General features: G+C 64.4%; 18 protein-coding genes and 1 pseudogene. 9 read left to right on the top strand and 10 right to left on the bottom strand.

What is annotated here, in order from left to right:
• Positions 1 to 201, top strand: a pseudogene (locus ON44_RS53245) (pirin family protein); the annotation flags it as partial.
• Positions 202 to 522: 321 nt separating this feature from the next.
• Here the strand turns inward: ON44_RS53245 and ON44_RS51570 are convergent.
• The 3 genes from ON44_RS51570 to ON44_RS42445 all read right to left on the bottom strand — a co-directional run bounded on the left by ON44_RS51570 (position 523) and on the right by ON44_RS42445 (position 4345).
• The gene (locus ON44_RS51570) at positions 523 to 948 is read right to left on the bottom strand and encodes a hypothetical protein (RefSeq protein ID WP_169338166.1); all 426 of its coding nucleotides are present in this window, start codon (positions 946 to 948) and stop codon (positions 523 to 525) included.
• Between the two features lie 368 nt (positions 949 to 1316).
• Complete coding sequence (locus tag ON44_RS42440) at positions 1317 to 2207, bottom strand: hypothetical protein (protein ID WP_040700741.1); 891 nt, start codon at positions 2205 to 2207, stop codon at positions 1317 to 1319.
• Complete coding sequence (locus ON44_RS42445; RefSeq protein WP_157187604.1) at positions 2204 to 4345, bottom strand: hypothetical protein; 2142 nt, start codon at positions 4343 to 4345, stop codon at positions 2204 to 2206. The genes ON44_RS42440 and ON44_RS42445 overlap by 4 nt, the downstream gene beginning before the upstream one ends.
• Positions 4346 to 4396: 51 nt before the next feature.
• On the opposite strand from ON44_RS42445, the gene ON44_RS42450 reads away from it, so the two are divergent.
• Entirely contained in the window at positions 4397 to 4912 is a 516-nt protein-coding gene (locus tag ON44_RS42450) for a RipA family octameric membrane protein (RefSeq protein WP_174415267.1), read from the top strand.
• A gap of 588 nt (positions 4913 to 5500) precedes the next feature.
• Here ON44_RS42450 and ON44_RS42455 read toward each other — a convergent pair.
• Positions 5501 to 6436, bottom strand: coding sequence for a hypothetical protein (locus tag ON44_RS42455; protein WP_040700745.1), 936 nt, complete (start codon positions 6434 to 6436; stop codon positions 5501 to 5503).
• Positions 6437 to 6762: 326 nt separating this feature from the next.
• On the opposite strand from ON44_RS42455, the gene ON44_RS49260 reads away from it, so the two are divergent.
• Both ON44_RS49260 and idsB read left to right on the top strand, forming a co-directional pair.
• Positions 6763 to 8985, top strand: a complete 2223-nt coding sequence (locus ON44_RS49260; protein WP_083898515.1) for a cytochrome P450 — start codon at positions 6763 to 6765, stop codon at positions 8983 to 8985.
• Between the two features lie 145 nt (positions 8986 to 9130).
• The gene (gene idsB, locus ON44_RS42465; RefSeq protein WP_040700747.1) at positions 9131 to 10171 is read left to right on the top strand and encodes a geranylgeranyl diphosphate synthase IdsB; all 1041 of its coding nucleotides are present in this window, start codon (positions 9131 to 9133) and stop codon (positions 10169 to 10171) included.
• Positions 10172 to 10177: 6 nt separating this feature from the next.
• Here the strand turns inward: idsB and ON44_RS52205 are convergent, their stop codons facing one another.
• The gene (locus tag ON44_RS52205; protein ID WP_051183286.1) at positions 10178 to 10597 is read right to left on the bottom strand and encodes a hypothetical protein; all 420 of its coding nucleotides are present in this window, start codon (positions 10595 to 10597) and stop codon (positions 10178 to 10180) included.
• Positions 10598 to 10665: 68 nt separating this feature from the next.
• On the opposite strand from ON44_RS52205, the gene ON44_RS51145 reads away from it, so the two are divergent.
• The 4 genes from ON44_RS51145 to ON44_RS42485 all read left to right on the top strand — a co-directional run bounded on the left by ON44_RS51145 (position 10666) and on the right by ON44_RS42485 (position 13783).
• Positions 10666 to 10836, top strand: coding sequence for a hypothetical protein (locus tag ON44_RS51145; RefSeq protein ID WP_157187605.1), 171 nt, complete (start codon positions 10666 to 10668; stop codon positions 10834 to 10836).
• Positions 10837 to 10989: 153 nt separating this feature from the next.
• Positions 10990 to 11181 (top strand): hypothetical protein, encoded by a 192-nt coding sequence (locus tag ON44_RS42475; RefSeq protein WP_040700749.1) that lies wholly within the window; start codon positions 10990 to 10992, stop codon positions 11179 to 11181.
• 2 nt (positions 11182 to 11183) lie between these two features.
• Complete coding sequence (locus tag ON44_RS42480; protein ID WP_051183287.1) at positions 11184 to 12992, top strand: ATP-binding protein; 1809 nt, start codon at positions 11184 to 11186, stop codon at positions 12990 to 12992.
• Positions 12993 to 13228: 236 nt separating this feature from the next.
• Positions 13229 to 13783 (top strand): helix-turn-helix transcriptional regulator, encoded by a 555-nt coding sequence (locus ON44_RS42485; protein ID WP_051183288.1) that lies wholly within the window; start codon positions 13229 to 13231, stop codon positions 13781 to 13783.
• Between the two features lie 112 nt (positions 13784 to 13895).
• Here the strand turns inward: ON44_RS42485 and ON44_RS51150 are convergent, their stop codons facing one another.
• Positions 13896 to 14363, bottom strand: a complete 468-nt coding sequence (locus ON44_RS51150) for a hypothetical protein (RefSeq protein ID WP_157187606.1) — start codon at positions 14361 to 14363, stop codon at positions 13896 to 13898.
• A gap of 1223 nt (positions 14364 to 15586) precedes the next feature.
• Here ON44_RS51150 and ON44_RS42500 point away from each other — a divergent pair.
• The gene (locus ON44_RS42500; protein WP_040700755.1) at positions 15587 to 18367 is read left to right on the top strand and encodes a helix-turn-helix transcriptional regulator; all 2781 of its coding nucleotides are present in this window, start codon (positions 15587 to 15589) and stop codon (positions 18365 to 18367) included.
• A gap of 63 nt (positions 18368 to 18430) precedes the next feature.
• On the opposite strand, the gene ON44_RS42505 is transcribed toward ON44_RS42500, so the two are convergent.
• The 4 genes from ON44_RS42505 to ON44_RS42520 all read right to left on the bottom strand — a co-directional run bounded on the left by ON44_RS42505 (position 18431) and on the right by ON44_RS42520 (position 23824).
• Positions 18431 to 19372, bottom strand: a complete 942-nt coding sequence (locus ON44_RS42505; protein ID WP_157187607.1) for a hypothetical protein — start codon at positions 19370 to 19372, stop codon at positions 18431 to 18433.
• Positions 19373 to 19492: 120 nt separating this feature from the next.
• Entirely contained in the window at positions 19493 to 22090 is a 2598-nt protein-coding gene (locus ON44_RS42510; protein ID WP_157187608.1) for a cytochrome P450, read from the bottom strand.
• Entirely contained in the window at positions 22075 to 22485 is a 411-nt protein-coding gene (locus ON44_RS47555; RefSeq protein WP_157187609.1) for a nuclear transport factor 2 family protein, read from the bottom strand. The genes ON44_RS42510 and ON44_RS47555 overlap by 16 nt, the downstream gene beginning before the upstream one ends.
• A 7-nt stretch (positions 22486 to 22492) precedes the next feature.
• Positions 22493 to 23824: an SUMF1/EgtB/PvdO family nonheme iron enzyme gene (locus ON44_RS42520; RefSeq protein ID WP_051183290.1), complete on the bottom strand. Its 1332-nt coding sequence runs from the start codon at positions 23822 to 23824 to the stop codon at positions 22493 to 22495.
• Positions 23825 to 24708 lie beyond the last annotated feature (884 nt).

Consider the following 24708-nt stretch of genomic DNA (forward strand, 5'->3'; position numbering starts at 1 on the left):
TCGCGGCTCGCCCCGGGACAGTCGGTGCACCTGCCCGACGCGCCGTTCCTGCACCTGTTCGTGGCCCGCGGCGCGGTGACACTGGAGGGTGCCGGCCCGCTGCATACCGGCGACGCGGTGCGCTTCACCGCTACCGGTGGCCAGCAGGTCACCGCGAGCGAGCCCGCCGAGATCCTGATCTGGGAAATGCACGCCAGCGTCCAGTTCCGACCCTCGGTGCCCATCCACCGTCAGGGGAACCATTCCGCGCAGTACACCATCGGAGCCCGAGACGACAGATTCATCGACCGACGCAGCCGCTGCCACGGCGGCTCCGCCAGAACTACGTCCGCGTCACCGGGCCAGCGCGCCGAACCCACGTCTACCTGCTCTACAACGGCAGTACGAACTGTGTCGTCACGTGGAAGACGCGCTGGGTGGGAACAAAGACAGCGGTGGTGGCTACCATCCAGATCGCCAACGATGACAGCACCTACAAGAGGGACGACAACGCGTACGAGTACTACGCCGGCCCTACGAAGGTCAGTGCCCGCGGCAAGTGCATCTAGTATCAACCCGAGGTGGCAGGCCGCCGCCTTCGCCCGCCTGGCCGCGGCAGTGGCAGGAACTGATCCCGATAAAGCCATCCAGATTGCCAACCGCGCCGAATTCATCGCTGCCACAACCAGTACCAATCCAAAGCGTCAGGCCACCGCACTTGGACATATGGCCGAAGCAGTAGCGAACGTCGACCCTCGCCGCGCCGAAATGGTTGCCTCTGCCATCAGCGACCCAGAGCGACAAGCCATCACCCTCATTGACGTGGCTCTGGTGGTGGCTAGCGCCGAGCCGGACAGCGCTGATCGACTCGCCAGCCAAGCCAAAAATGTCGCCTCTACCGTGACCGGCCTGCGGGAGGCGGCTCATATCAAAGCCAAGCTGGCGACTGGCAAGCCAAGCCGAATCCATCGCCACCACCCTCACCAGCTCGTCACAGCAGGCCAATATCCTCACCCGAGTAGCCGCAGTTTTCGCCCCGAGACGGGCACACGCCCGGCAAGACAACGGCATCCCTCCTACAGTGGGTATTCGGCTTCGATCACCAATCGCCCACCGGAAAATCGCAGGTCATCACCGTTCCCATGTTCGACACGCCCCGCCCCAGGCGCCACAAAATTGGGCCGATCGACCAACGCCCGCAGGGGCGTAGCGATCCCTCAGACCGGATACGTACCCGCGATGACCAGGCGTTTCCCAGTTGCCCATGTTTGCGTGTCCTGCCCCTGCTACCAAGTGTCGTAGTCGGCATCCGACCGCGTCACGTTTTTCTCGGCTGGTCACGCACGGTCGATCACGGTTAGGTTTGCCGAGTAGATACGATCGCCGAAATAATCGTTGCGGTCACGGCATTCGGTCACGGCCCGCTCGGTGTACCGTTTTGCTTCCGCCATTTCGTTCAGTCGGAAGCAGTTGAGTCCGAGCAGCCCATATACCTTCCCGAGATAGCGGCGACCGGCCTTGCGGTCATCGGCGAGTTCGTCGAGCAGTTCGTGTAGTACGGCATTGCTGCCCTGGTAGCGACCCGCGTCGCTGAGATCCTGTGCGAACGCGATGCGCTCGCGGCAACGCGCCAGTTGTGCCCCGATGTCCGTTCCGGATTCGAGCTCCCTCGCGACGACGACCGTGTCGAGGTTCTCGGCGTAGATCCACGCCCCTTCCCGATCGCCTGCGTCCTCGCATCGTCGCAGGGCGTCCTCGGTGTAGTGGGCGGCTTCGCGGAATTCGCCGCGGCGCATCGCGTTGACGCCGAGCAGGCCCATGATCTTCGTCAGCAGATCGTCGATTCCAGGGCCAGTCGAACCGTGCAATTCCACAAGCAGTCGCTGTAGCGTCGCCGCGCTGTCCGCGTGCCGACCCTCGTTGCTGAGCTGTTCGGCCTTGACGAACTGGTCGTGCCAGGCATTGACCGGATTCGCGTGCCCGGCTGGCATGAGAGTCGCCATGGCCTGCGGATAGCCGTTCGCGGCGAGGATCTGGGCTATGGCCAGCAGCGTTCCCACCCACCGTTGGACCGCTTCCCGGTCCTCTCTGACAAATTCGGGGACTGTCTGCCACCTCGGGAACGACGCGACGATCGAGGTGCTGTGGTCACGGCACATGCTGACGAACGCCGCCATGTCACCCGCCTGATACGCAGCGAACAGTCGGCTGCGGAGATTCTCGTTCACGACGACCTCCCGGCTACCGCGTCGCGCATCTCGGCCAACAAGTGGCCAGCGAAGAGACCGCCGGGCCATCGGCCCACGCGCGCATGCCGAGCGGCGATCCGCACCGCGTCTCCTGAGGTTTCCGTCGGCTGGTACCAGGTGAGGTTGTTCGCCGGGAGATCGAGGGCGACCGTCGCGAATGGCGTTCCGGCCGCGGCGATTACGTTGACCACGGCTTTGGTGCCCGAGCAGACGTCGAACCGACCTCGCAGGCTGATCACCACCCACAACGCGGCTTCTATGGCGACGGTTCGCAGTACGCCTTCCGCGAAGTGGCCCACCGGCGCGACGTCGGCGGCGAGCCACGAGAGAGAACCGACATGCGTCCCGATCGTCCGCTCCAGCTCGTCCGCATGGGCCAGCACCCAGCCGCTGAAGAGCACGGCCTCGGCTTCGCAACTGCCGACGACCACCACGTGGCAGCCGGTGCTGTAGAACCTCTGGTAGGACACTATCCACGCCGGTCGTTCGCGCCCAAGGCGCAGTGCATCCATCCAGCTCAGAGTCGCGGTCGCGGCGGCCGGCGGCCGGTCCAGCCGCATCGCCGAGTCGGCGGGTATCAGCACGGTGTCCGACCGCACCACGGGTAGCGGGAAGGTGCCGGTGACGATTTGGCTTCCGTCGTAGTGGATCCGGGTGGGCGCGCCGAGACCGCACAGACCCGTGTAGATCACCGGCAAATCGGCCGGGTCGGTCGCAGTGACATCCAGACGGCGCAGGCACTCCAGTGGGGTCTGGACACCGAAGATCTCGGTGTCCAGTAACGCCCGCCACACGATGTCCGGCCGGTCCTGCAACAACATCGTCAGGTGATGTTCGGTCGAGCCGTTGGTCACCGTGGGCCGGTCCGCCCCGACCAGGACGTCGTAGTTCGCGATCCCGGCCGTCAATGCCTCGAGGGTGCACCAGGCTCGGGTGAGGTAGTCGTCGGCGTCATCGAGCAGAATCGCGGTTCGGCCGAGAAGTTGCAGTAGTCCGGTCAGGCGTATGCCCTGCTCGAACTCCGCCCGCTCCGCGAGGGTACGGGGTTCCTGGGGCAGGCAGCTGAAGTCGTACCAGAGGTGCATTCGCGCCAGCAGCACGGCCAGCAGCGGGCGACCGGCTACCAGGTCCCGGACCACGGTGAAACCGACGTCCGCGTGGGCGGCTGCAACGCCGTTGTCGGCGGTGATGCGCTCGAGGTCGCTGATTTCAGCGTGGACCTCGGCCAGGCCCGCCTCATCGAGTGTCTGCCGCAACACGTTCACCACGAGCGACTCCGCCAGCTCCGATCCCGCCGGGCCGACCGCGGTGTTCGAGTTTCGGAGAACCTTTCTCGGTGTGTGCAACCCCCGCCGCTCCGCGACGTAGATGGCCTCGCACATGGCTGCGACAAGTTGCCAGGCCGCCAGCCGAGCCTGCGTGCCGTCCGGGTCGGGAGCGGTGGGCGTGAGCCATCGGTGGGATAGGAAGCAGTAATAGTGGCCAGGACAGAGCTGGGTGGTCAGCTCATCCCGGCAGTCCTGCATGCGCTCGAAACGGCCGCGGCCGATGAGCACAAGCAGTGGCAACCAGCTCGTCGCCGGTACGTTGGACGGTCGATACTGAGTCACCAACGGTGGCACGTCTTCGTCAGCTGCCCAGCCGACAAACACCTCCGGTGGCGCGCTCAAAGGATACGACCAGACAATCCCGTCACCGCCGTCCTCCGAGGCGATCGTGGCATTGAGCAGATCACTGTCGAGGGTCCACTGGAGGTGTCCGTCGGGAAAGGCCAGCGGCCGATGCCTCAGTTTCGGCGCCTGCTCCAGCAATCGCGAAGTCCGAGGTGTCAGTTTGCGGAGCGGCTCGCGTTGCGCGTCCAGCCGGGCTTGGGCGAATGTCTGAAGGGGCACATGTCCTTTGGCCACGGCGGCGGCCAACCAGCGGAAGCCGATCTCGTCATATCGCCGGGCTCCGCTCGCTCTGGCGTATTTCAACGACCGGCCCGCGGACTCGCTCCGGCCGTGCCCCGCCAACAGCCCTGGGCTCGCGGCCAACGTCTCGGGAGGCACGTCGCGCCAAGGGCTGATGTCGATCGCATCGAGAATATGGCCAAGGGGGTCGTCGGTCGATGTCAAGACTTCCTCCCCGGTCCGATTCATTGCCCCTGCGTCGAGGGTAGCGGCAGGATGACGGGCATGGACTTGTCAGACGCGCTGTGGAACGAAGCCGTTACCGCCTCCGACTACACCGGGCCGGATGAGAAGTATCGGTTAGCGGTGTTCGAGCAGTACAAGCTGTGCGTGCAGATGGCCGACCAGGTCAGCGCGCGGCGCAACCTGGCAAACACGTTCTTCCTCTCGCTCAACAGTGCCGTCGCGGCCGCGCTGGTCGCGGCTGCGGGCGGGAAACTGGCCGATGCCTCGGTGTGGGCGTTGCTGGCCGGTGTGCTTGTTCTGCTGGCCCAGTGCACGGCGTGGTTTGTGATCGTGCGCTCGTATCGGTTACTGAATGCGGCCAAGTTTGCGGTGATCGGCGCGTTCGAGGAGCGGCTGCCGGCGTTCGCTTACTCCCGCGCTGAATGGAGTGCCCTGGGCGAGGGCCGTGACTGGCGCAGGTTCCTACCGCTGACCCACGTTGAGCAGTGGGTACCGGTCATCTTCGCCGTGGCCTACCTCATCGGATTCTTGGCACTGGTTGCGTGAGCCGGTCTTCGCACACTCCGACGCCATCCGCACAAACAGGTCCCACGCGCCCCGTAATGACCGAACCAAGCACCCAGACCAAAGCCCTACTCCCCTCGCACCGCATGAATTCGTCCTTCCCGACATCCTGCCCAGACTCGACGAGCCGCCACGGCTGTCGAGGTTCACCGGCGCCCTGTTACGCGCCCGCTGTCCCAGTGCAGCCAAAACGTTTGCGACGCAATACCGACGACATCCCGATCGAAATCCAGTGCTCGCACGTGATCGCGCTCCAGCCAGGACTCGTGGCCCACGTGCCGACTCGTCGTCGCCGTCCACCACCAGCCCGGGAAATGTCCCCGCCCGACCAGCGGAACGGGCGCACCGGCCGCGCATCCTCGAACCCCACTTCCGCGCACGAGGACAGCCGCAACCGGTGCCCAACACCGACCGCGTCGACAACATCCAGCTCAACCAACTCCGGGTGGGCGTGCAATGCCCCACGCCACCGCGCCGGTATGCCCGCAACGCAACCGATATTCGATACCAGACCGCGCGAACTGCACTGGTGACACGAGAACGAGCAAGATCCACTGACAAAAAGGAAGATCAACTGTCACAGGACACCGGCCGCCCCGGTACCAACTCGACATTGACACTCACCTGGCTGTCCGTTCTCGTGCGGACTGGCGTAGTGGGAGCGCACGATCTGCGGTTCGCCATTCGCCGTCTCGGTGTCATCAGCCGCACCTTCTCATCCGAGTTTGCGGATTTCTGGCCAATCATGACGGAGGCGGGAATGCGGTCGGGCGGCTCGTTGTCCGGAAACTGGACGAAATCTGCCAGCGGAGGCGGCGAAGCGATCAGGGCGGGTCCGGAACCCGCCAGGTCGTAGACCTCCAGCAAATCGGTGTGCTGGGCCTCCCGCGGCTCTGCCCGTTGGAACTGCGCGCGATTGAGGCGCACCGCGAGCCATCGACCCGTCTGGTCCCGGCCGGTCGACACTCCATTGGGTAGCAGGGGTGCGGACTTCGGCGCACGAACGGAGGTGGAGCCGGTGCGGTTTCGAACGTTCCAGACGGCGACCGCGCCATCCTCGGTCACCACGGCGAGTGCGTTGCCGTTCCGGCTGAGGTTCAGCGAGGAAATCTTCGCGGTGGTCGGCGGTAGCCGCCACGGCATCGGATCACCGCCGATCAGACCTGTCCAGCCCGTGACGTCGCGGCCCTCGGCGACCGCGAACTCGGACCCGTCCCCGTTTGCCGCCCCGAATGTCGCCTCATGCCAGAGATCGGTGCGGTAGTCGGTGACGGACGACATCCGCACCTGCTGATACAGCAGGGCCGTCCGCACCGCGGGGTTGTCGGCCGACAGCATCGCCGCGTCGGTCACCACCGTCAGCCGCGACAGCAGGTGCCGAGCCAGCAACGCCCGGATCACCGGCAGCATCGGCCACTTGTCCGCATCGAGGCCCTGACTGCCTTCGCCGCCGCGATCCGCACTGCGATTCAGATCACTCCAAAGGTCGGCGACAGCCAGGACCAATAATCTCCGAGGCGAGTACAGCGCCGCCGCAATTCCCGCCCAGCGGTGCGATCTCAATTGTTTCCAAGCGGTTCGGATAACACCTGGACCATGCTCACGGCGCCGAATGGGCCTCGTCATCGACCTCCTGGGCCGAGGTGCGCAGATAACACCGACGGGAAATCCATCGGAATGTAAAGACTTGATTTATTCGTAACATTTTTGGTCCGACCTATCCCCGCCCATGGGGATATTTGCCAGCTGCGCATGGGCATGGCAGTGCAACAATCTGACACTGCATGGCATGGCATGCCAAACGCCACCACGTAGCCCTTTAGGACCACCGCATGACCGTCAACGCGAACGTTTCCGAAATCGCCGAATTCGAGCTGCCGTCACTGGTGTTCCCCTTTCGATCGGCGCAAGTGCGGGCGGACGCCACGGAACTGCGAGCCCGCACTTGCACATGGGCGCAACGGCAGGGAATCATCGGACTCCGTGGCGCCGCCCGGCTGCAGAACTCCGATCTGCTCGACCTCGGCATCGGCATGACAGGGAGCGCGGACGCGGAACAGGCCTCCGTGCTGCTCGACTGGTTCCTATGGATGTTGCTCTTGGACGATCGCGTCGACAACGGGCCCTGGGCGTCCGACGGCGTACTCGAAGAGTTCACCAGATCGGCCAGGGCGATCGTCGAGCCTGGAGTTGTCGCCACTATCTCGACCGATCCGATGCTTCGGGCGTTGGCCGGCGATCTGTGGCCGCGAACTGGCGGGCTCGCCGGTTCCGCCACGATTGGACGGCTCGCCGGACATGTCATCCGACACCTGGATGCGCAGTGCGCCATGCAGGCCCATCATCGCGGTGAACGCGATCTCAACCTCGATGATTATCTCGAACTGCGTCGCGATCTGTTCGGCGCCGACGTGTTTTTCGACCTGATCGAGATCGTCGATGGCCTGTGGCTACCGATGGCGGGTGCCACCGGCGCACTCGTGACGCGGTTGCGGGCCTGCGCGGGGGACGTCGCGGCCTGGACCAACGATGTGTTCTCCGTCGAGAAGGACCTGGCACTGGAGGAACCCGCCAATCTGGCCATCCTGTTACGCCGGGACCGTGGTGGCTCATGGCAGGATGCCCTCGACACCGCCGGGACAATGATCCACGATCGGATCGCCCAATTCATCACGATACGTGGTGAACTATCGCGCACCGCCTCCGTTGCGCAAGCCCGGTCGCTGGAAAGCTTCGCCGATCGCCTGCAGGCCACCATGCAGCTGTGTCTGGACTGGCACCGGACGACGAGCCGCTACCACTGGCAGCACGCGACCGGGACACCGGCGAAGACACGAGAGATGATCAGCACCAGATCCACCCCGCCCAGCCTGCTGATGGCCGGATTCGAACGTGACCCCTACACGATGTACCGCCTCCTGCGAGACGAGTTTCCCGTTGTCCATGACGAACCCGTCGACGCCTGGCTGCTCAGCCGGTACGAGGACGTGCGATTCGCCCTGTGCGACCCACGATTCAGCTCACGCAACTATTCCTGGCAATTGGCTCCGATGCTCGGGCGCACTGTCTTTCAAATGGAAGGCCGTGAACACACCGCCCATCGGACAGCAGTGGTACCGGCGCTGCGCGGCCGCGGATTGGCCACCCTGGACCGCGCCATTCACACCGCCGCTCACGACTTGGCCGCCCGTGTTCGTGTCCGACTGGACCAGCGGGGCCGAGCCGACTTGGTGCAGGATTACTGCAGGCAGCTGACGCGCAACATCATTGTGGCAGCTCTCGGTCTGCCAGCGCAGGACGCGGCCCAGTTGCAGGAATGGTACGAGACCGGGTTCGCCTATGTGACCAATGCCCGCCAGGAGCCGACCATCCTGGCTGCCGGAATGGCCGCCGGCGCAGCGTTGTTCGCCTACCTTGCCCCGCACATCGCGGAACGTCGCGACCAGCCCGGGGACGACCTGTTGTCGATCCTTTGTCAGTATCGAATCGACGGTCACCTGCTGTCCGACGATACGATCAAGGGATACTGCGGCACCCTGCTCGCCGGCGGAGAGACCACCGACAAGGCGATGTCATCACTGCTGGCCAATCTGATCGACTATCCCGATCACCTGGCAGCAGCCCGCACGGATCCGCACTTCATCTCGGCGGCCTGGGCCGAATCGCTTCGGCGCAACCCGCCGTTCCACTCCGCCACCCGCCAGACCACCACCGAAGTCGAGCTGCCGTCCGGAGTGATCCCGGCGAACGCCACGGTCATATGCCTGCTCGGCGCAGCCAACCGCGACCCACGCCGGTTCACCGACCCCGACCTATTTTCACCAGGACGCACCGACGGCGCTGTCGACCGAGAATTCAACGCCGCCTCTACCCACGTGTCCTTCGGCGCAGGCCGGCATTTTTGCCTCGGTTCCCACTTGGCCCGCGCCATAGCCGAAACCGGCACCAAGGTCCTGCTCGACACCCTTCCTCGGCTGCGATGGGCCGAGGGTTTCACGCCGAAAGAGACCGGCCTGCTGTTGCGCTCTCCCGAGTCGTTACTGGTGCAGAACTGACCAGCTCTTTCCAGATGAGCGACATCGAAATCAGCGATCAGCTGGCCACCATCACTGCCTGCTGGCGGCTGCGGCACGTTCCCAGCGGGGACGTGTGCCCGGTCATAGGCACGGTTGTGCGGCACCGAGAGCAGCGGATTCATCGATGGTGACCGATGTTCCGTCGACGTGTTACAACCGGGCCGCCGAGCTTTTGACGCTGGCTCGCCAAGCATGCGAGCCGGTGCTGTGGGAGGCGGTCGGTTCACTACCGGAGCCGTTGCGCCGGATGGCGGGCTATCACTTCGGGTGGTGGGACGTAACCGGAGCCCCGGCGACGGGTGATCCTGGAAAGTCGTTGCGAGCCGCAATAGCGATCGCCGCGTCCACCGCGTCCACCGCGACCGGCGTTCGCCCGGCAGCGGCCGTGCACGCGGCGGCCGCAGTCGAGTTGGTGCACAACTTCTCCCTGATTCACGACGACGTGATGGACGCCGATCCCGTGCGGCGGGGGCGCGCGACCATCTGGAAATTGTGGGGGACCGCAGACGCAATCCTCCTCGGTGAGGCCCTGCACGCGCTGGCGATCCCAGTGCTGGTAGCTGGGATGCCGAAGACCGTGCTGGATGACGCGCTGGTCCGGTTAACCGCCGCGGTGATCGAGATGTGTCGCGGCCAACACGAAGATTGCTCATTCGAAACTCGCCGGACGGTCTCGGCGGAGCAGTACCTGCGGATGGCGGAGGGCAAGACCGGAGCGCTGATGGGAAGTGCAAGTGCACTGGGTGCCCTGTGCGCCGGGGCAGACGAGCTGACGGTGGCGGCGATGGATCGCTTCGGCCGCGAGCTCGGGCTGGCGTTCCAGTTCGCCGACGATCTGATCGGAATCTGGGGCGACCCGGCCGTGACCGGCAAACCCGCCGGCAACGACCTCGCCCGCCGCAAACGATCCCTGCCCGTGGTAGCCGCATTGGCATCGCGCACCGAGGCTGCTGTGGAGTTGGCCCAGTTGTACGACTCCGATATCCCGATGAGCCCCGCGGATGTCGTTCGAGCGATGGAGTTGGTCGAGGCAGCGGGTGGACGGCGCTCGGCGCAGCAGTACGCCGACCAGAAGATGACGGAGGCAATCGGCGTACTGCGCGACCAAAGGCGCGCCCGCGATCTGATCGCATTGGCCGACCTTGTGGCACACCGGAATCGGTGAACCAGACTATGTTCGTACGCCTGCCCTGCGGTCGCGGTCTGTGCACCGATACGGAATGCGCATTCGTTTGACATTCGACACAAAGGCCGCCATCAGTTCTCGATCAGCCACCGACCAGGCCGACGGCCTCCGCATCGCCTCGTGGGTGAACGTCTTCGCTCGGGCGCCGTAGAAGTCGAGCCGGTGGAAGACCAGCTTGGCGGTGTCTGGTATCGGCTGCCCGGAGAACACCTGGATGAGCGTGAACAGCAACTTGGTCCCAGGACGGTAACCGCGATCGAGGATGTCGAGTCGCATTATTCGGCCTCCCCGCGGAGAAACGATGGTAAGCGCCGCCTGCTGGAGCACCGCGCGCGCGTCGACGTGCTCGGGATCCGCGGAGTTGAAGGCGGCGACCAGACCTGAGGTGTCGCCGATCACGATCATCCAGCATCGGCTTCGGTGTTGGTGATCGCTTCTCGCACAGCGCTATCGATCTCATCCGCCGTCACCGCATGCCCGTAGTCGAGAACGGGGATATCCCATGCCTCATTCCATCGGCGAGTGCGTATCGCGGCCAGCACACAGCACTGCTCGCGCTGGCGAATCCCGCGCTGGACACGGTCGCCGGTCTGTTGGTCGGTGCGGGCAGCAGCGCGTTGGCAACCGATCCCGCCCTGCGGTGAGCCCGGTCCCTCGCGGCGAGGGCCACGAAAGGTGCCTGGTCGGGTGGTGGGACGACCCCGGTCGAGTGACCGCGAGACAAATCGGTCAACCGATGCCGAGCCCGAATGGGTGGTGGGGACCCGTGCCGGGTTCGGGAAAGGTCACGGTAGGTGATGAGCGAGGACGAGCTGGATCGGTGGGCGTTGGATCGGTTGCCGTTCCCATACGCGGAGGCGCTGCGGCTGCGCGCTGCCGGTGTCAGCGACGAGGTGATCGCGCAGGTGCTGGCCGTCGATGTCGATTCCGTGGGGTCGGTGTTGCAGATGGCTGAGATGAAACTCGCCGCGATCCGCACCCAGGAGTGAGGATGACCGTGCGTGTGCGCAACCCGCTCCTGTCGCTGGTCGCGATTGATTATTCTGAGACGATGGTGGCCGCGTGGCCGTTGATCGGGCGGGCCGAGGAACTGGACCGGCTGCGGGAATCCACCGCGCCCGCCGCCCGTGGTTTGGTGCTGGTTGGGTCCGCCGGGGTCGGAAAGACACGTTTGGCGGGTGAGATCCTTTCCTGCTGGCGAGGTCAGGGACGGCGGTGTAGGTGGTTCGTGGCCACTCGCTCGGCACGGTCGGTGCCGTTGGGGGTGTTCGCCGAGGTCGCCGAGACCGGCGACGGTGATTCGCTGCGCCGTATCCGTTCGGTGGTCGCGGCGCTGACCGACGGCGGGGGTGGGGGTCGGGTACTGCTGGTGATCGATGACGCGCACCTGCTCGATGAGCAGTCCGCACTCGTACTACACCAAATCGTGCGTCATGAGCGCGCCGATGTGCTGTTGACTATGCGCAGCGGCGAGCCCAGCCCGGATGCGGTGTCAGGGTTGTGGAAGGACCAGCTCTTGGCGCGGCTGGATCTACAGCCGTTGTCGCAGCTCGAGACCACCGACTTGCTCAACCGTGTGCTGGGCGGACAGGTCGAATCCTCTGCGGCAGTAGGGTTGTGGCGTTTCACCCGCGGCAACGTGCTGCACCTGCGGCACCTGGTCGACGGTGAACGTGCTGATGGCCGGTTGACCGAACGAGAAGGGGTGTGGGTCTGGGAAGGGCGCCCGGAGATCTCTGCGCCGCTGGCCGAACTGATCGACACCGGCATCGCCCGGCAACCGGCGCCCGTGCTGGCCGTGGTGGACATGTTGTCGGTAGCCGATCCGCTCGAGGTCGAGGTGCTGACGGCGCTATGTGATCCGGACGCGGTGCAACTCGCCCACCGAGCTGGTCTGATCACTGTCGACACCAGTGGCGCCCCAGCGCTGGTGCGGCTTGCCCATCCCCTGCTCGGCGAAGTACACCGGGCGCGCAGCTTGCCCGCCCGGTTACAGGCGCTGCGAAGCAAGGTCGCACGCGAGCTGGAACTCCAGGACAACTCTCGCGGGCCGATTACGCTGGTTCGGCGCGCTGTGCTGATATGTGAATCCGACCTCGCACCCGACAGCGACCTGCTGATCGAGGCTGCTCGCGCGGCGCTACGGCTGTCGGATCCGGTCACCGCGGAACGCCTAGCGCGCCGCGCCGTCGAGGCGGGCGGCGGCCGCCGGGCACACCGCGTGCATGTCGGTGGGTTGGTCGATGCGCAACGGTTCCGGGAGGCATACGAGGTCGCCGTCATGCTGACGGAGTCCGCTTCATCGCCGCGAGAACGTGTTCTCATGGCCATTTTCAGTGCCGTGGTCAAGGCCACGATGGTGTATAACGCGGCTCTGACGTTTTCGGCCGCCGCTCAGACCAAACCGGTGCTGGCGGTCGAGGCAGCACAGGCGGCGCTGAACTCAGCAGAACTGTTCAACGATGGCTACGAGTTATTCGCTGTCATCGGGCTCACCGCGGGCAACGCGATGCTCGGCCACTACAGCGCCATGGCGGCATCTGCCGAACGCGGATATGTGATGGGCCGAAACTCTCAGCACACTGCCACCACCGCACTCCTGCACGGCTTTTATCACCTGGGTGGGTCTGCACCGGCGGCTATCTCGCCCAAGCTACCCAGCTGGTCGAACGACTCACCCACGAATCCTTGGAGTTCCCCCTCGCCTATTCTTACTGGTCGTTCATCGACGGACTTGTCGCAACAGCCCGGGGAGATCTGGCCTCGGCTGTCCAACGGTGCCGAGAAGCGCGAGCGGTGAGCGTGTCCGCAGAGTCCACCTGGACACAAACCTCCGCGCTGCTGTACCAGGTCATCTCAGTCGCTATGAGCGGCGACGCCGCGACTGCGGCTGCGTTGCTGGAGGAATACCAGCCAGCGGGTCCAGTCGCTGAGGCTCTGCGTCCACGCAATGTCCACCTGCTCGCCCGGGCATGGGCAAGCTCTGCAGCTGGAGTCACCAGCCGCGCTGTCTCACTCGCTGTCCAGGCTGCCGAGATGGCGCATAAACAGCAGTTCCTCGCCCACGAAGTCCTTTGCCGCCAAACCGCGGTGCAGTTCGGCGACCAGAACCAAGCACGACGACTCACCGAACTCGCCGCGACCGTCGAAGGACCACGTGTCGCGGCCGCCGCACTACACGCCACCTCCCTCGAACACGGTGACCCCGACGGTCTGTGTGAGGCCGCCCAACTCTACGAGCAGTTCGGGGATCGGATCGCAGCCGCCGACGCTGCGGCGCAAGCGGCGAACTCGTTGCGGGCCCGCGGTCTTCGTGGCGCGGGCCTGACTGCGGCGGCATCCGCCGACCGGCTCGCCGCGGCAACGGGCGCCACCACCCCCGCGCTACGCGCGCTGCAGTGCCCGAGTCCGTTGACCGCGCGGCAACGCGAGGTGATCGCCTTGGTCGCCGCAGGCCTGAGCAACCGTCAGATCGCTGAGCAACTCTTCACCTCGGTCCGCACTGTGGAGGGCCACCTGTTCCGCGCTTCCCAACGCACGGGCATCAACAGCCGCGAAGGGCTTGCCGCACTGGTGGATCGCGGCCCATAACGATATTCAGCTTCGATCATCAATTGCCCACCCGAAAACCGCACGCCGTCCCCGTTCCCATGTTCGATGTACCCGCCGGGGGCACGAACCTGCGGCAACCGGACCAGAACCGTCACGCCACCGCTATTTCCCGATGACCAGCAGTGTTCGATGTTGCAGGAGGTTGGCGAACTGGTCGATACCCCCTCCGGACACCAGCGCTAATCCCACAGGGGGTCACACCAACGATTGCGAGCTGTTGTTGGTGTTGGTAGCGCACCTGGAGGTCGAGCGCTGCATACTGCTGGATCTTGTCGGAGGGATTCCCGGCGGTGAGGACAGCGCGGATGTCGCCGACAGATTCGATCAGTTTCCTGATCTCGGTTTCGGTGAGCCGGTCTATTTTGGGGAGATTCTGCAGCTCGGCTCTAGCGGCCGCTTTGTCGGCTTGTGCGGTGTTCATGGCTGTGACGAGGGCTTGCGGGTCAACGCCTGCTTCTATCGCGGCGAGATGGCGGGTGAGTCTGGCTTCGGCGTCGGTGGACGCGTTGTCGCAGTGTTTGGCGATGGGTGTCGGTGTCGTCGGTGTGCTGGGTGGCAACGAGGGCGGCGATGGTATCGGTCCAGCCGTTGGGTAGCGGGCCGCCCGGCAGCAGACGTTGCATCGGTTTCGTCGGGAATCGCGGATAGCACGATCAACCCGTCGTGGCAGGACAGCATCCAGTCGCTGATCTGGCTGATTATCCAAGCCCCGAGGTGGTGACCGCGTACCGACGGTGCGAGCTGCGCGGTCAGCACCACTAAACATCGTTGATCGGCGTCGCCTCGAGCTGGTGTTGCACCTGGTTATCGAGCCATTCCCGATCGAACAGCGGCGAAAACTCCGCAGCCCTTGGGAGTAGGATCCCAGGATGTCGGCACCGTGCACACCAGTCCATGCAAGCGTCGATTCGCTGGTGTTCATGCTGCGATAGCGCATGAGCGGCCCACTCAGACTCAGCGTCTCGTGTCCGTCGCTATGGGCTTGTTCGGCGATCTCTCGCAACGTCGGCATCGCTACAGCCCACAGGTATTGCCCATTTGCCGCACGGTCGAGCGAGGTGATCCAGAGCCCTGCACGGCCAACCGGTCACAGCGCGGGCCGAGCGGATTCGCGCATCCGATCCGCTGTTCCCGGCGGCAGGTAGAACAAGGAGTGGCCCGCCGGAGGCACGTGCCGCACCGGTGCCGACCGCGACGCCGACACCTTCGGCAGTGAGACCACCGCGCCTGAAGCACACCGGGACGCCGGACCTGATCCGTAGCGGGCAGGGAACCGATTCCTGTTGGCCGACATCCATATTCATGGCCTGGGCGATCTCGGCGGTGAATACAGCTTCGGCGACGAGCTCGGTGGCACGCGCCGAGCACACGGGACAGAGGATCGGCGAATTTGGTTGTGGCCCAGCACGGCGGTCCGCCGATCGGTGGTCGATTCTCGACCGGTCACCGGCACAGCGGCCGCACGGACGGCCTGCGGACGGGTGACCGCTTCCCGCGCGAAATGACCACCGATGCGAGTGATTCCGTGCACCACCGCGAGTGCGGGGTGCCGGGTCGGTGCCTCGGGCTGCAACGGATCTCCTCTGCTCGGCGGCCGCTCGGAGGTGCTTCAACCGGCAGATTCGCCGGACGCGGGCCGCCGACATCGGACCCTACGGCAGCCGCGCGGCGGGAACATCCGTCATAGCCCGTGGGAATATCCGCGTCGGACGGCGAAATCCCGCGACTGAGCGGGGAGTGTGCATTCTGCACAATGTCGTGCGGACGCATAGGATCTCCTGAGTGCAGGGTCCCCTTACCTCCGTATTCGTCGGTCGAGATGCCGAGGTCGAGCGTGTGGTAGCGCTCGGTCTGCAAGCGACTGCGGGAAAGGGGGTGGTGGTGCTCGTCGAGGGCGAGCCCGGTATCGGTAAGACCGCGTTACTCGATGCGGCCGTTGCTCGATATGCGGCCGAGGGCCTGAGTGTGCGCAGGGGAGCCGCGATGGAGTTGCAGCGGCAGGTGCCGTTCGCGGCGGTGTGCTCCTGGCTGGACAGCGATCGGGGATCCGATCCGGTGCGTGCACTGCTGCGCAGTGGGGATCGAGCGGGCGACGGTGCGGCGACGCACGAGTTCGCGATCAGCGAAGCGATCCTCGATCTGGTCGATACCTGGTGTGCCGCAGGTCCGGTCGCGTTGGTCATCGACGATGTGCATTGGGCGGACCGGCAGAGTCTGGCGGTGCTGCACCGGCTCTGTGGTGTTGTGGACGGTCTGCCCCTGCTGCTGATGCTCGCGGCGCGTCCACTGCCGAGGGACACCGGATTCGTCGCGTTGACGGCCGAACTCGCGGAACGTCGTGCACCGACGCTTCGGCTCGGCGCGCTGCCCGAACCTGCGACGACGGAACTGGTTCGGCATATGGTCGGTGCGATTCCAGGGCCGGGTTTGATGCGGCAGGTGGTCGGTGCGGGCGGGAATCCGCTCTACATCACGGAATTGGTGGCCTGCCTGTTGCGCGACGAGGCGATCACGGTGGTCGCGGATATTGCTGATCCCACCGATTCCGCCGATGATGAACGTCCCTCCGCATCGCTGGCGGAGGCGATCACGCAGCGGCTGGAATTCCTGTCACGTTCTGCGCGGCAAGTCCTTCCGATGGCCGCGGCACTGGGGCCGACGGTGTACGTCGCGGAACTGGCCGCGGTGCTGGACAGTCCGATCCTGGAAATCTGGAATGTAGTCACCGAGGCGACCGACGGCGGACTACTCACCCGTGCCGACTCCGAACTGGTCTTCCGGCACGATCTGATCCGTCAAGTGCTCGCCGATCAGCTGCCCGATTCGCTGCGCGCCGGATTGCTGCGCCGGGCCGGACAGATCCTGCTGGCCACCGACGCGCCGATCGAGCGGATCGCCTACTACCTGCTGGCGGGGGAGAACGAGTTCGACAAGCCGACGCTCGACTGGCTGGTCGCGGTGGCCGACAAGTTGATCGTGCGCGTGCCCGAGATCGCGGTGCGACTGTTGCAGCGCGCGGCCGGCACGGCGGACCTCGGCATGCGTCCGATACTGCTGCGGCTGCACACCCAGGCGCTGCTGTGGAACGGTCGCGCGGTCGAGGCCGAAGCCCTGGTGCGTACGGCGTTGTTGAGCCGGCCGGAGGACGATATCGAACTGCGGTGGTTGCTGATGCAGGCCTGCCATGCCCAGGGCGATCAGCTCGAAGTGGTGGCCGTTGCCGAAAAGACCCTGGTCACACCGAATCTCACGGATGCGGACGCGGGCCGATTTCACGGGATGAGCGGACTGCACAACTTCTTCCTCGGTCGATTCGATGCGGCGGAGGCGGCAGGTAAGCGGGCGCTGGCGATCGGTGAGGCCACCGGGAACCCGATCGCGACCGGCTACGGGCTTCTGACGTTGGGGGCACTGCGCTTTATCCAGGGCTATCTGGACGAGGCGCTGGAGCTGAGCAGCCGCATTCTGGCGGTCTTCAACAGCGGATTCGGAACCGACCAATTCGATCCCTATGTGGTCCACGCGCACTGCTTGATCGAGCTCGATCGGCTTACCGACGCGGAAGCGTTCCTATACAAGGCCATCGGACACAATCGCCGGATCAACGGTGTGTATCTCGGTACGAATCTGTCCGCCCAGGCACGGTTGTATCTACTGGATGGTCGCTGGGACGATGCGATGGTCGAATGCACCACGGGTCTGGCGGTGCCCGACATCCTCGGGTACACCCCGATTCTGCAGAGCCTGGCCGCGCTGATCGGAATCCATCGCGGCACCTTCCAACCGGATCCGGACGATATTCTGCCGCCGACCGACCAATTCGGGAGCAGCGGCTACGCGCAGTTCTATCCGTGGGTCAAGGCATTGCTGCTGGAGACGCGCGGCGATCCGCGTGGCGCGCTGGATCTCCTCGTCGATGCGCAGCGGCGATTGGTCGACGGTATGGCGGCGCCCGCGCTGTATTACATCTACCCGGATATCGCCCGGCTCGCCGCCGACCTCGGTGACGAGGACGCTGCCCGTACGGTAGTGGCAGCTTCGACAGAGCTGGTCGCGCGCTGTCCGACACCATCCCGAATCGGCACCGCTCTGCTGTGCCGCGGTGTCGCCGAGCGCGACCCCGCGCGCCTGCTCACGGCCGCCGCCGAATTCCGACAGGCGGGACGACCACTCTACGAGGCGCAGGCATACGAGAACGCCGCCGTACTGTTCGCCGCGGACGGGCACGGTTCGGATGCCCGCAGCGCCCTGGATGCTGCGGTCGAGCTCTACACCGGCCTCGGCGCGTCCTGGGACACCGCCCGCGCCGTCGCGCGCATGCGCCCGTACGGAATTCGCCGCGGCGTCCGCGGACCCCGCAACCGCCCCAAGTCCGGACGCGCCGCCTTGACCGATACCGAACGCAAGGTCGCCGCCCTGGTGGCCGAGGGCTTCTCCAACTCCGATATCGCCGCCCAGATGTTCTTGTCGCGCAGGACAATTCAGTCCCACGTATCCAACATCCTGGCGAAGCTCGGCATCGCATCCCGCCACGACATCGCCGCCGCACTGTCCGGAAAGTAACGCTGACCTCAAAGTCCTTGCGGCGTATAGCAGATCGACGCGGTGCGGATGAACACCGACCGGTCAGGATGTCAGTTCGTCCAGAGCCGCAAAGAACCATCTCCGACCGAGTCCTACGCCGGCGGTGCTGAGCAACGTAGCTTCCCACCTCTGGTTCGGCGTGGTGAACACGGCCTGGAACGGACCGTATCGCTCGTCGGTCCAGGCCAGCTGTATGTCGATGCCGCGGTGGCGGATCAGCTCCCGATGGCAGGGATGCGGTTCCGGGGCAGCGGGAATCCGGAGGCCCCCCTTGCCGGGCCGCTGGGCGATGAGCCTGAGTTCGACACCCCGATCCCGACCTCCGGCATAGACGACTTCGATCTCCGCTCCGCCGCTTTCGAGTTCGATATGCGCACCGCTGTCGAGGTCCAAGCCGGCCAGCACGACGGGGATGTCCTGATCGGCTCCCCACCCGGTGGACGACCAGCGTGCTCGGTGCGCGCCGCGCCGAAATTTCCAGTAGCCAACCGGTACGACCAGTTGCGCAGCAGCGGCGTGACGCGCCCAGTAGCTCAGCTGTGCATGTGGAGTCGCTGCGATCTCATCCGCTACAGCGGTGTCGACCGGATGCAAAGCCTGGTAAAGCTCCAGTATCTCGCGCTCGGTGAACGCGCCCTCCAGCACGGATAGTTCGATGGTTGTTCTACCCAATCGTGCGGAAGCAGCTCGATTGCACAGGAAATCGACTCCGAACCAGACGACATGGATGTCGTCGATGGGTACGGCATGCGTGTCGGATTTCCAGAGACTGGGTTGGTCGAACGCAGGGAATGCCCAATCGTAATAGAACTGTTTGACGCGCAGTTTGCGATCGATCCCGGAAACTTCGAATCGGTAGGAGGCCAGGTAGTTTCCGTCCCGCGGCCCACGGTCTTCGATCGGCTCGACTGGTACTCCGGGAGGAGCCTCACGACGCAGCGTGCCGGAGTGCAGTTGGCATTCGGCGGGCAAGTGTTCAGGCATCCATACGACGAAGTTGCACCAAGCCTGTGCCTCCGCGGGATTTACCGTTGGTGTCAGATCGTCAAGTTCGGACGCGTCCGTGCACGTACGGTGCTGCCACATCGGCTCGCAGTTCCTGTCTCATTCGAAGATCGCCGGCGTCGGCGTCATGATTGCGTCGGGATCGTATCGGCGTTTGGCTTGCTGGAACGTGTCGTAGTAGTCGGCGTACTGACACCGCCAATCAGCCGGACCGAACTCCGTCGCGCCGAGCGGATAGAGCGTGCCACCGATGTCTCGTGCCAACTCGTACCAACGGCGATTGGTCGCCTTTCGGGTTCGAACATATTCTGCGTCCACGGTCTTCCCGAAACTGTCCGAAGAAACCGCGACCATGCACAAGTGCCGACCCAGCGCAGGGTCGGGCAGGCGTAACCCCGGCAATCGAAAGGCGTTTCGATGTTTGCGGAACAGCAGCACAGTCGATGATGGGCTCCACTCACGTTCGCCGATCTCATCGAGTATCCCCAGGGTGACGTCCTCGAAACTGCTTCCCGGCCCTGGGTCGGGTACAAAATTGTCCGACCACAGTTTCAGGGAGTCGGCCCAACCGTGACGTTCGTATTCGGCATAAAGACGGTCGATCGAAGCGGCCCGATCCACATAGCTCAGCTCCGTGATCGCGGCTGGCTCCCGGCTCAGACCACGCATCAGGTACTGGTCTTCTGGCGGATTGCCGCTGGTGTAGTAGACGTGGGCGGTGAGCTCCGCGGTGGGCCCATCCGGCTGCCATTTCCAACGCAGCAACTGCTCATCGATTCCATCGCGATCGGCCAGGATGCGCTGGTCCGCGAAGGCTTGGCGCAGTTCGGCGTGCCGGTAGCGCAGCGCATAGCCACGGGCAAGTGGTGCGACCGGAACCATGCTCAACCTGGCACGAACGATCACCCCGAACTGCCCTAGCCCACCGAGGACCGCCTCGAACAGATCGCGGTGCCTGTCAGGAGAACAGGTGAGCAGTTCGCCCGCACCGGTGACGACCTCGAGTTCCTCGACGGAATCGGCGATCGATCCGCCGACCCGGCTTGTGCTGATACCGCCGACCGATAGGACGCCACCAACGGTGAGCCGCAAGACGGCGGGTACACCCGTTCGCACTCTCAGACCGTGCGCGAAGCCGACATCGACAACATCCTGCCAGAGCGCTCCACCCTGCACATCTATGCTCGCGGTGCCCGTTCGAGCGTCTTTGCCCACCTCTAGTATCCGGTCCAACGATCGCATGTCGATCGCGAGACCGTTCACCAGGCATTGGCCGAAGCTGGTGTGCGCGGTGCCGCGCGGCGCAACCTGGATATTCCGCCCACGGCAATATCGGATCATCCGAACGACGTCGTCGACCGTGCCTGGGCGCAGAATCGACGTCGGTCGAATCCGGACAGTGTTGCCCTGGTCGTGCGCCGCAGCATCGAGGGCATCGTCGTCGTTCACAAGAGCGCCGGTCAGCTCAGGCGTTGGTGGCCGGCGAGTGAATCGGACCGCAAGCGCGGCCGGTCCACGGCTGGACAGGCTGGGAATCCATTGCAGTTCATCGCTTGTGAGCTGCGGTTCGAGCGCGATGAGTGCCCGTAGTGCGGAAGTGACGATGAGCGGGGTCAGCGAGGCGCCGGAACAAAAGTGCCTACCGAAGCCGAACCCGAGATGCTGAATGCCGACGCGCGCCAAGTCGAGATGGTCGGGGTCGTCGAACACCTCCGGATCGTGATTGGCCGCGCGCAGCATGGCGAAGACGAACTGCCCCGCCCGAATCGTCGTTCCACCGATCTCGACATCCACCCGTGCGCATCGCAGCGATGCCATCGACGGCGAGTCGTAACGCACCAACTCGTCGACTGCCTGATCGATGAGTTCGGGACGGTCACGAAGCAACTTCAACTGACTCGGCTCACGCAGCAGCGCCACAAGGCCGTTGCCGATCATGTGGCGCGCGGCTTCGTGGCCTCCGATCATCACCATCGCGACGGACTTGGCCGCTTCTTCCGCGTCGAGGACCTCGCCTCGATCCAGACTCGCTCGCAGCCGGCCGGCGAGAGTGTCCCCCGTGGCATCCTCGACGTCGCCGATAAGCTTGTGGGCGTACTCGGTGCACTCCACAAGGCTGACGTGCGCGGCATCTACGATTTCTTCGGTCACGATCCCGGACCCGAATAGCCGGAAGACGTCGTCGCTCCATTGCTTGACCTGGCCGACCAACTCGGGAGGAAAGCCGACGAGCCGGGCGTTCACGAGCCCGGTGAGCGGCTCGGCGAGATCGGCCACGACATCGAACTCCGCGCCTACGCCTGCTTTCGAAAGCAACTCGTGCACCACCTGATCCACGAACGGCGCCACTAGGCGAACCGCGCCCGGAGTGTAGGCCGGACCGATGACGGTGCGGAGCCGACTGTGATCGGGCTCGTCGGTGAAGATCATCCATTTGGACAACAGGCGGTAACAATCCGCGAGTTTCTCCCGAGCCTCGGGCGGGGTAGCTCCGCGAATACGTCCGTTGCGATCGACCGAGAAGCGGGGGTCGTTCAGTACAGCGCGCACATCCTCATAGCGGGTGAGCACCCATGCCTCGAGGGTGGGCTCCCAGTGCACCGGAGCCTCGACACGCATTCGGTGGAAAACCGCATCCGGTGCACCGAAGAACGCGTCGCTGAACAAATCGTAGGTCGAACTCACAGGTGAGGACACAGCACACTCTCCGCATATGACGTATCCATGTACTCCCGTATCGCACTGATCTGTCCATCCCGAACCTGGAACACCATGCAATACTGGGTGTCGTAGGCGACGCCGGCAGCGCTGATGCCTTGCGCATGTACCTCGGCGACCACGTAATCGCCGTCGACCATCAAGTGCAACGGTCGCAGCTGCAACGTGCCGGGCTGGAACAACTTGCGAGCGCCGGGCATCAAGGACTCGACGATGGCTCGCTTGCCGGCCGTCGTTCCGGAAACCGGCAGCCGACCCCAGAGCGTGAAGCTGGCCTCATCGGCCAACAGTTCCATCACCGCCGCGCGGTTTCCGGTATTGGAAGCCGCGAGATAGCGCAGCACAACCTGCGCGCTATCGGTGCCTGCGCTCACCGATTGCTCATTCGACCGGGTATACACAGCGGAATCCGATCTCATTGTGCCTGTCGGTCAGCAGATCTTTGCCCCGGTAGTAAGTGGTCAGACAGACCGGCGGCGAAGTCCACGTACCCCCGCGAAGAACATAGAAGGCATCCTGACGGTTCATGAACTCGACTGGTCGGCGCCCTCGGAAGAACGGGTCCATGTCCTTGCGGGTGAAGAAGTTGGTCCGGGTCATCTCCCAGACGTTGCCTGCCATTTGCAGCAAACCGAACGGGCCGGCACCCTCCGGGAGACTGTCGGCCGGAAGCACCGGCCCGGCCGGGAAATCCGTTTCCATGACGGTGATTAACAACCGCTCCAGTTCGGCGAGATCGCCGACGGGCACACCGAAGGTTCGTTCAACGAAATTCGCACGCTCGGGCTCCCACTCGTCTCCCCATGGATATACCCGCCCGTCGCAACCGCGCGCCGCCTTCTCCCACTGGTCCTCGCTGGGCAGCATTCCGCCGGCCCAGTTGGCGAAGGCCCATGCGTCGTACCAGTCGAGGCCGACCACCGGCAGGTCAGGTCCGTTGAAGCGCGGGTCGTGCCGATGGGCTGGGCGATGGTGTTCTTGCCCGTCCGGCTGATCCGGATGGTCGAACGCCGTGCTGTCGGCGACGTCGTCGAGGAATTCCCGATAGCGCCGGTTAGTGACCGCGGTTCGATCGATGAGGAATGCCGGCAGATCGATGGAGCGCGGCGGATTATCGGAATCGTCCATATTGAAGGTGCCGATCGCTTGCGCGGGCGCACCAGCGAGGAACGGCCCGGCGGGAATCTCGACGACGTCCAAGTGCCTACGTTTCGGCCGAGCAGCGTCGGCTTTATCACGTAACCCGGCAAAATGTTCGTCTTCGAGTCGACGTAATTCGACCGGATCACGGCTACCCAGAATCGAGACCAGCGCATGCTTGGTGAAGGCTGCACCACATCCGACGGGTTTACGAGCATAGCCGTCCCGCATAAAATTACTCGGCCAACCCGAAATACGGATCAGATCCCGCAGAGCCTCTTTGATTCTCAGCTCCCCACACAGCCGAATAGCAGTGAACGACACCCAATCCGTCTGGTCATGAGTGGCTGCAATAATGGACTCGACGGCCGAATCATGTTCTCCGAATGCCTCGGCGAGATAGCGAATCGCCGCCGCGCGAACCGGCCAATCCGAATGTTGCGAGGAGATGGAGATCAATAGCGAGAGCGTGCCCTTCCCGAGGGGAAGGGCACGCAGTCGAGATTCAGCTTCCTCCACCGCAACCCAATACTCGGCATCATTGCAATCACCGATGCCGGAGAACTGCTTCACATCAGACTCTCTGCTATATCAACTGATAGAAGGGAGATCGGGTGAAGAAATCACCACTTGGTCGCGACTTCACCATCTTCGCGGGAGTTCAGGAATTGCTCATCCGACATGGCGACCTCCTTGTTCATATAAATATCTCAAATCCGACGACAACGGACGACATCAACTTAACGCACAGTCGCTGGCGTGTCAATATTTCGGCGCGAGACCCTGCATTTACAACAGGTTAGACTTATATAAAGAGCCGCTTGATATGTCAAATATTCAATCTCAATCTTATACAAAAATTAACTTGCCAAAGATCCCTTTTCTCGATTGCGGGAAGCAGCGAGTGGCTCTGGAGCCTCATGCCACGTTTGAGCGGCTCGCGGCGGGTCCGGCCTTGCTGGGGCGGACTCTCGATATCGACGGCAGACATGTCTATCGGCGGAGGCGGTCCGCGCTCTGAACTGGGCGACCGGGATTGCGGACTCCTCGGCGTCCAACATTGGGCAGTTGCGTTTTCTGGCCGCTTCGCTGCACTCGCTGGGCCACCTGCCGACTGCGCGTTTATCGATCGGATCGCGGTGGCCGGAAGCGGGCCCGCGGGAGATCGACGCTACCGCGGCGAACGCTCGCTGCAACGACCTGCTCGATCGGTTCGCGTACTTCTGGATGGTGCATGAGGTCCGTGCTGCTGTCTCGGCACCGACTGGCGCGGTCGCGGTCGCCGGGGGCGGATCATCTCGGTGCCGCGAAACTGGAGGCGCTGGCTCGTCACGCCAGCGGGTCGGGATGCGGTCTAATCTGATGGCACCGACGGTGTTTCAATCGCTGCTGGCGACAGCGTTCGTGAGGGTGGAGGCCGCGGGGGCCGTAGTCGCCGGTGGCCACCAAGTCCCGGT

Origin of the sequence: Nocardia vinacea NBRC 16497, from assembly GCF_000308835.1 — a bacterium.
Taxonomy (GTDB): Bacteria; Actinomycetota; Actinomycetes; order Mycobacteriales; family Mycobacteriaceae; genus Nocardia; species Nocardia vinacea.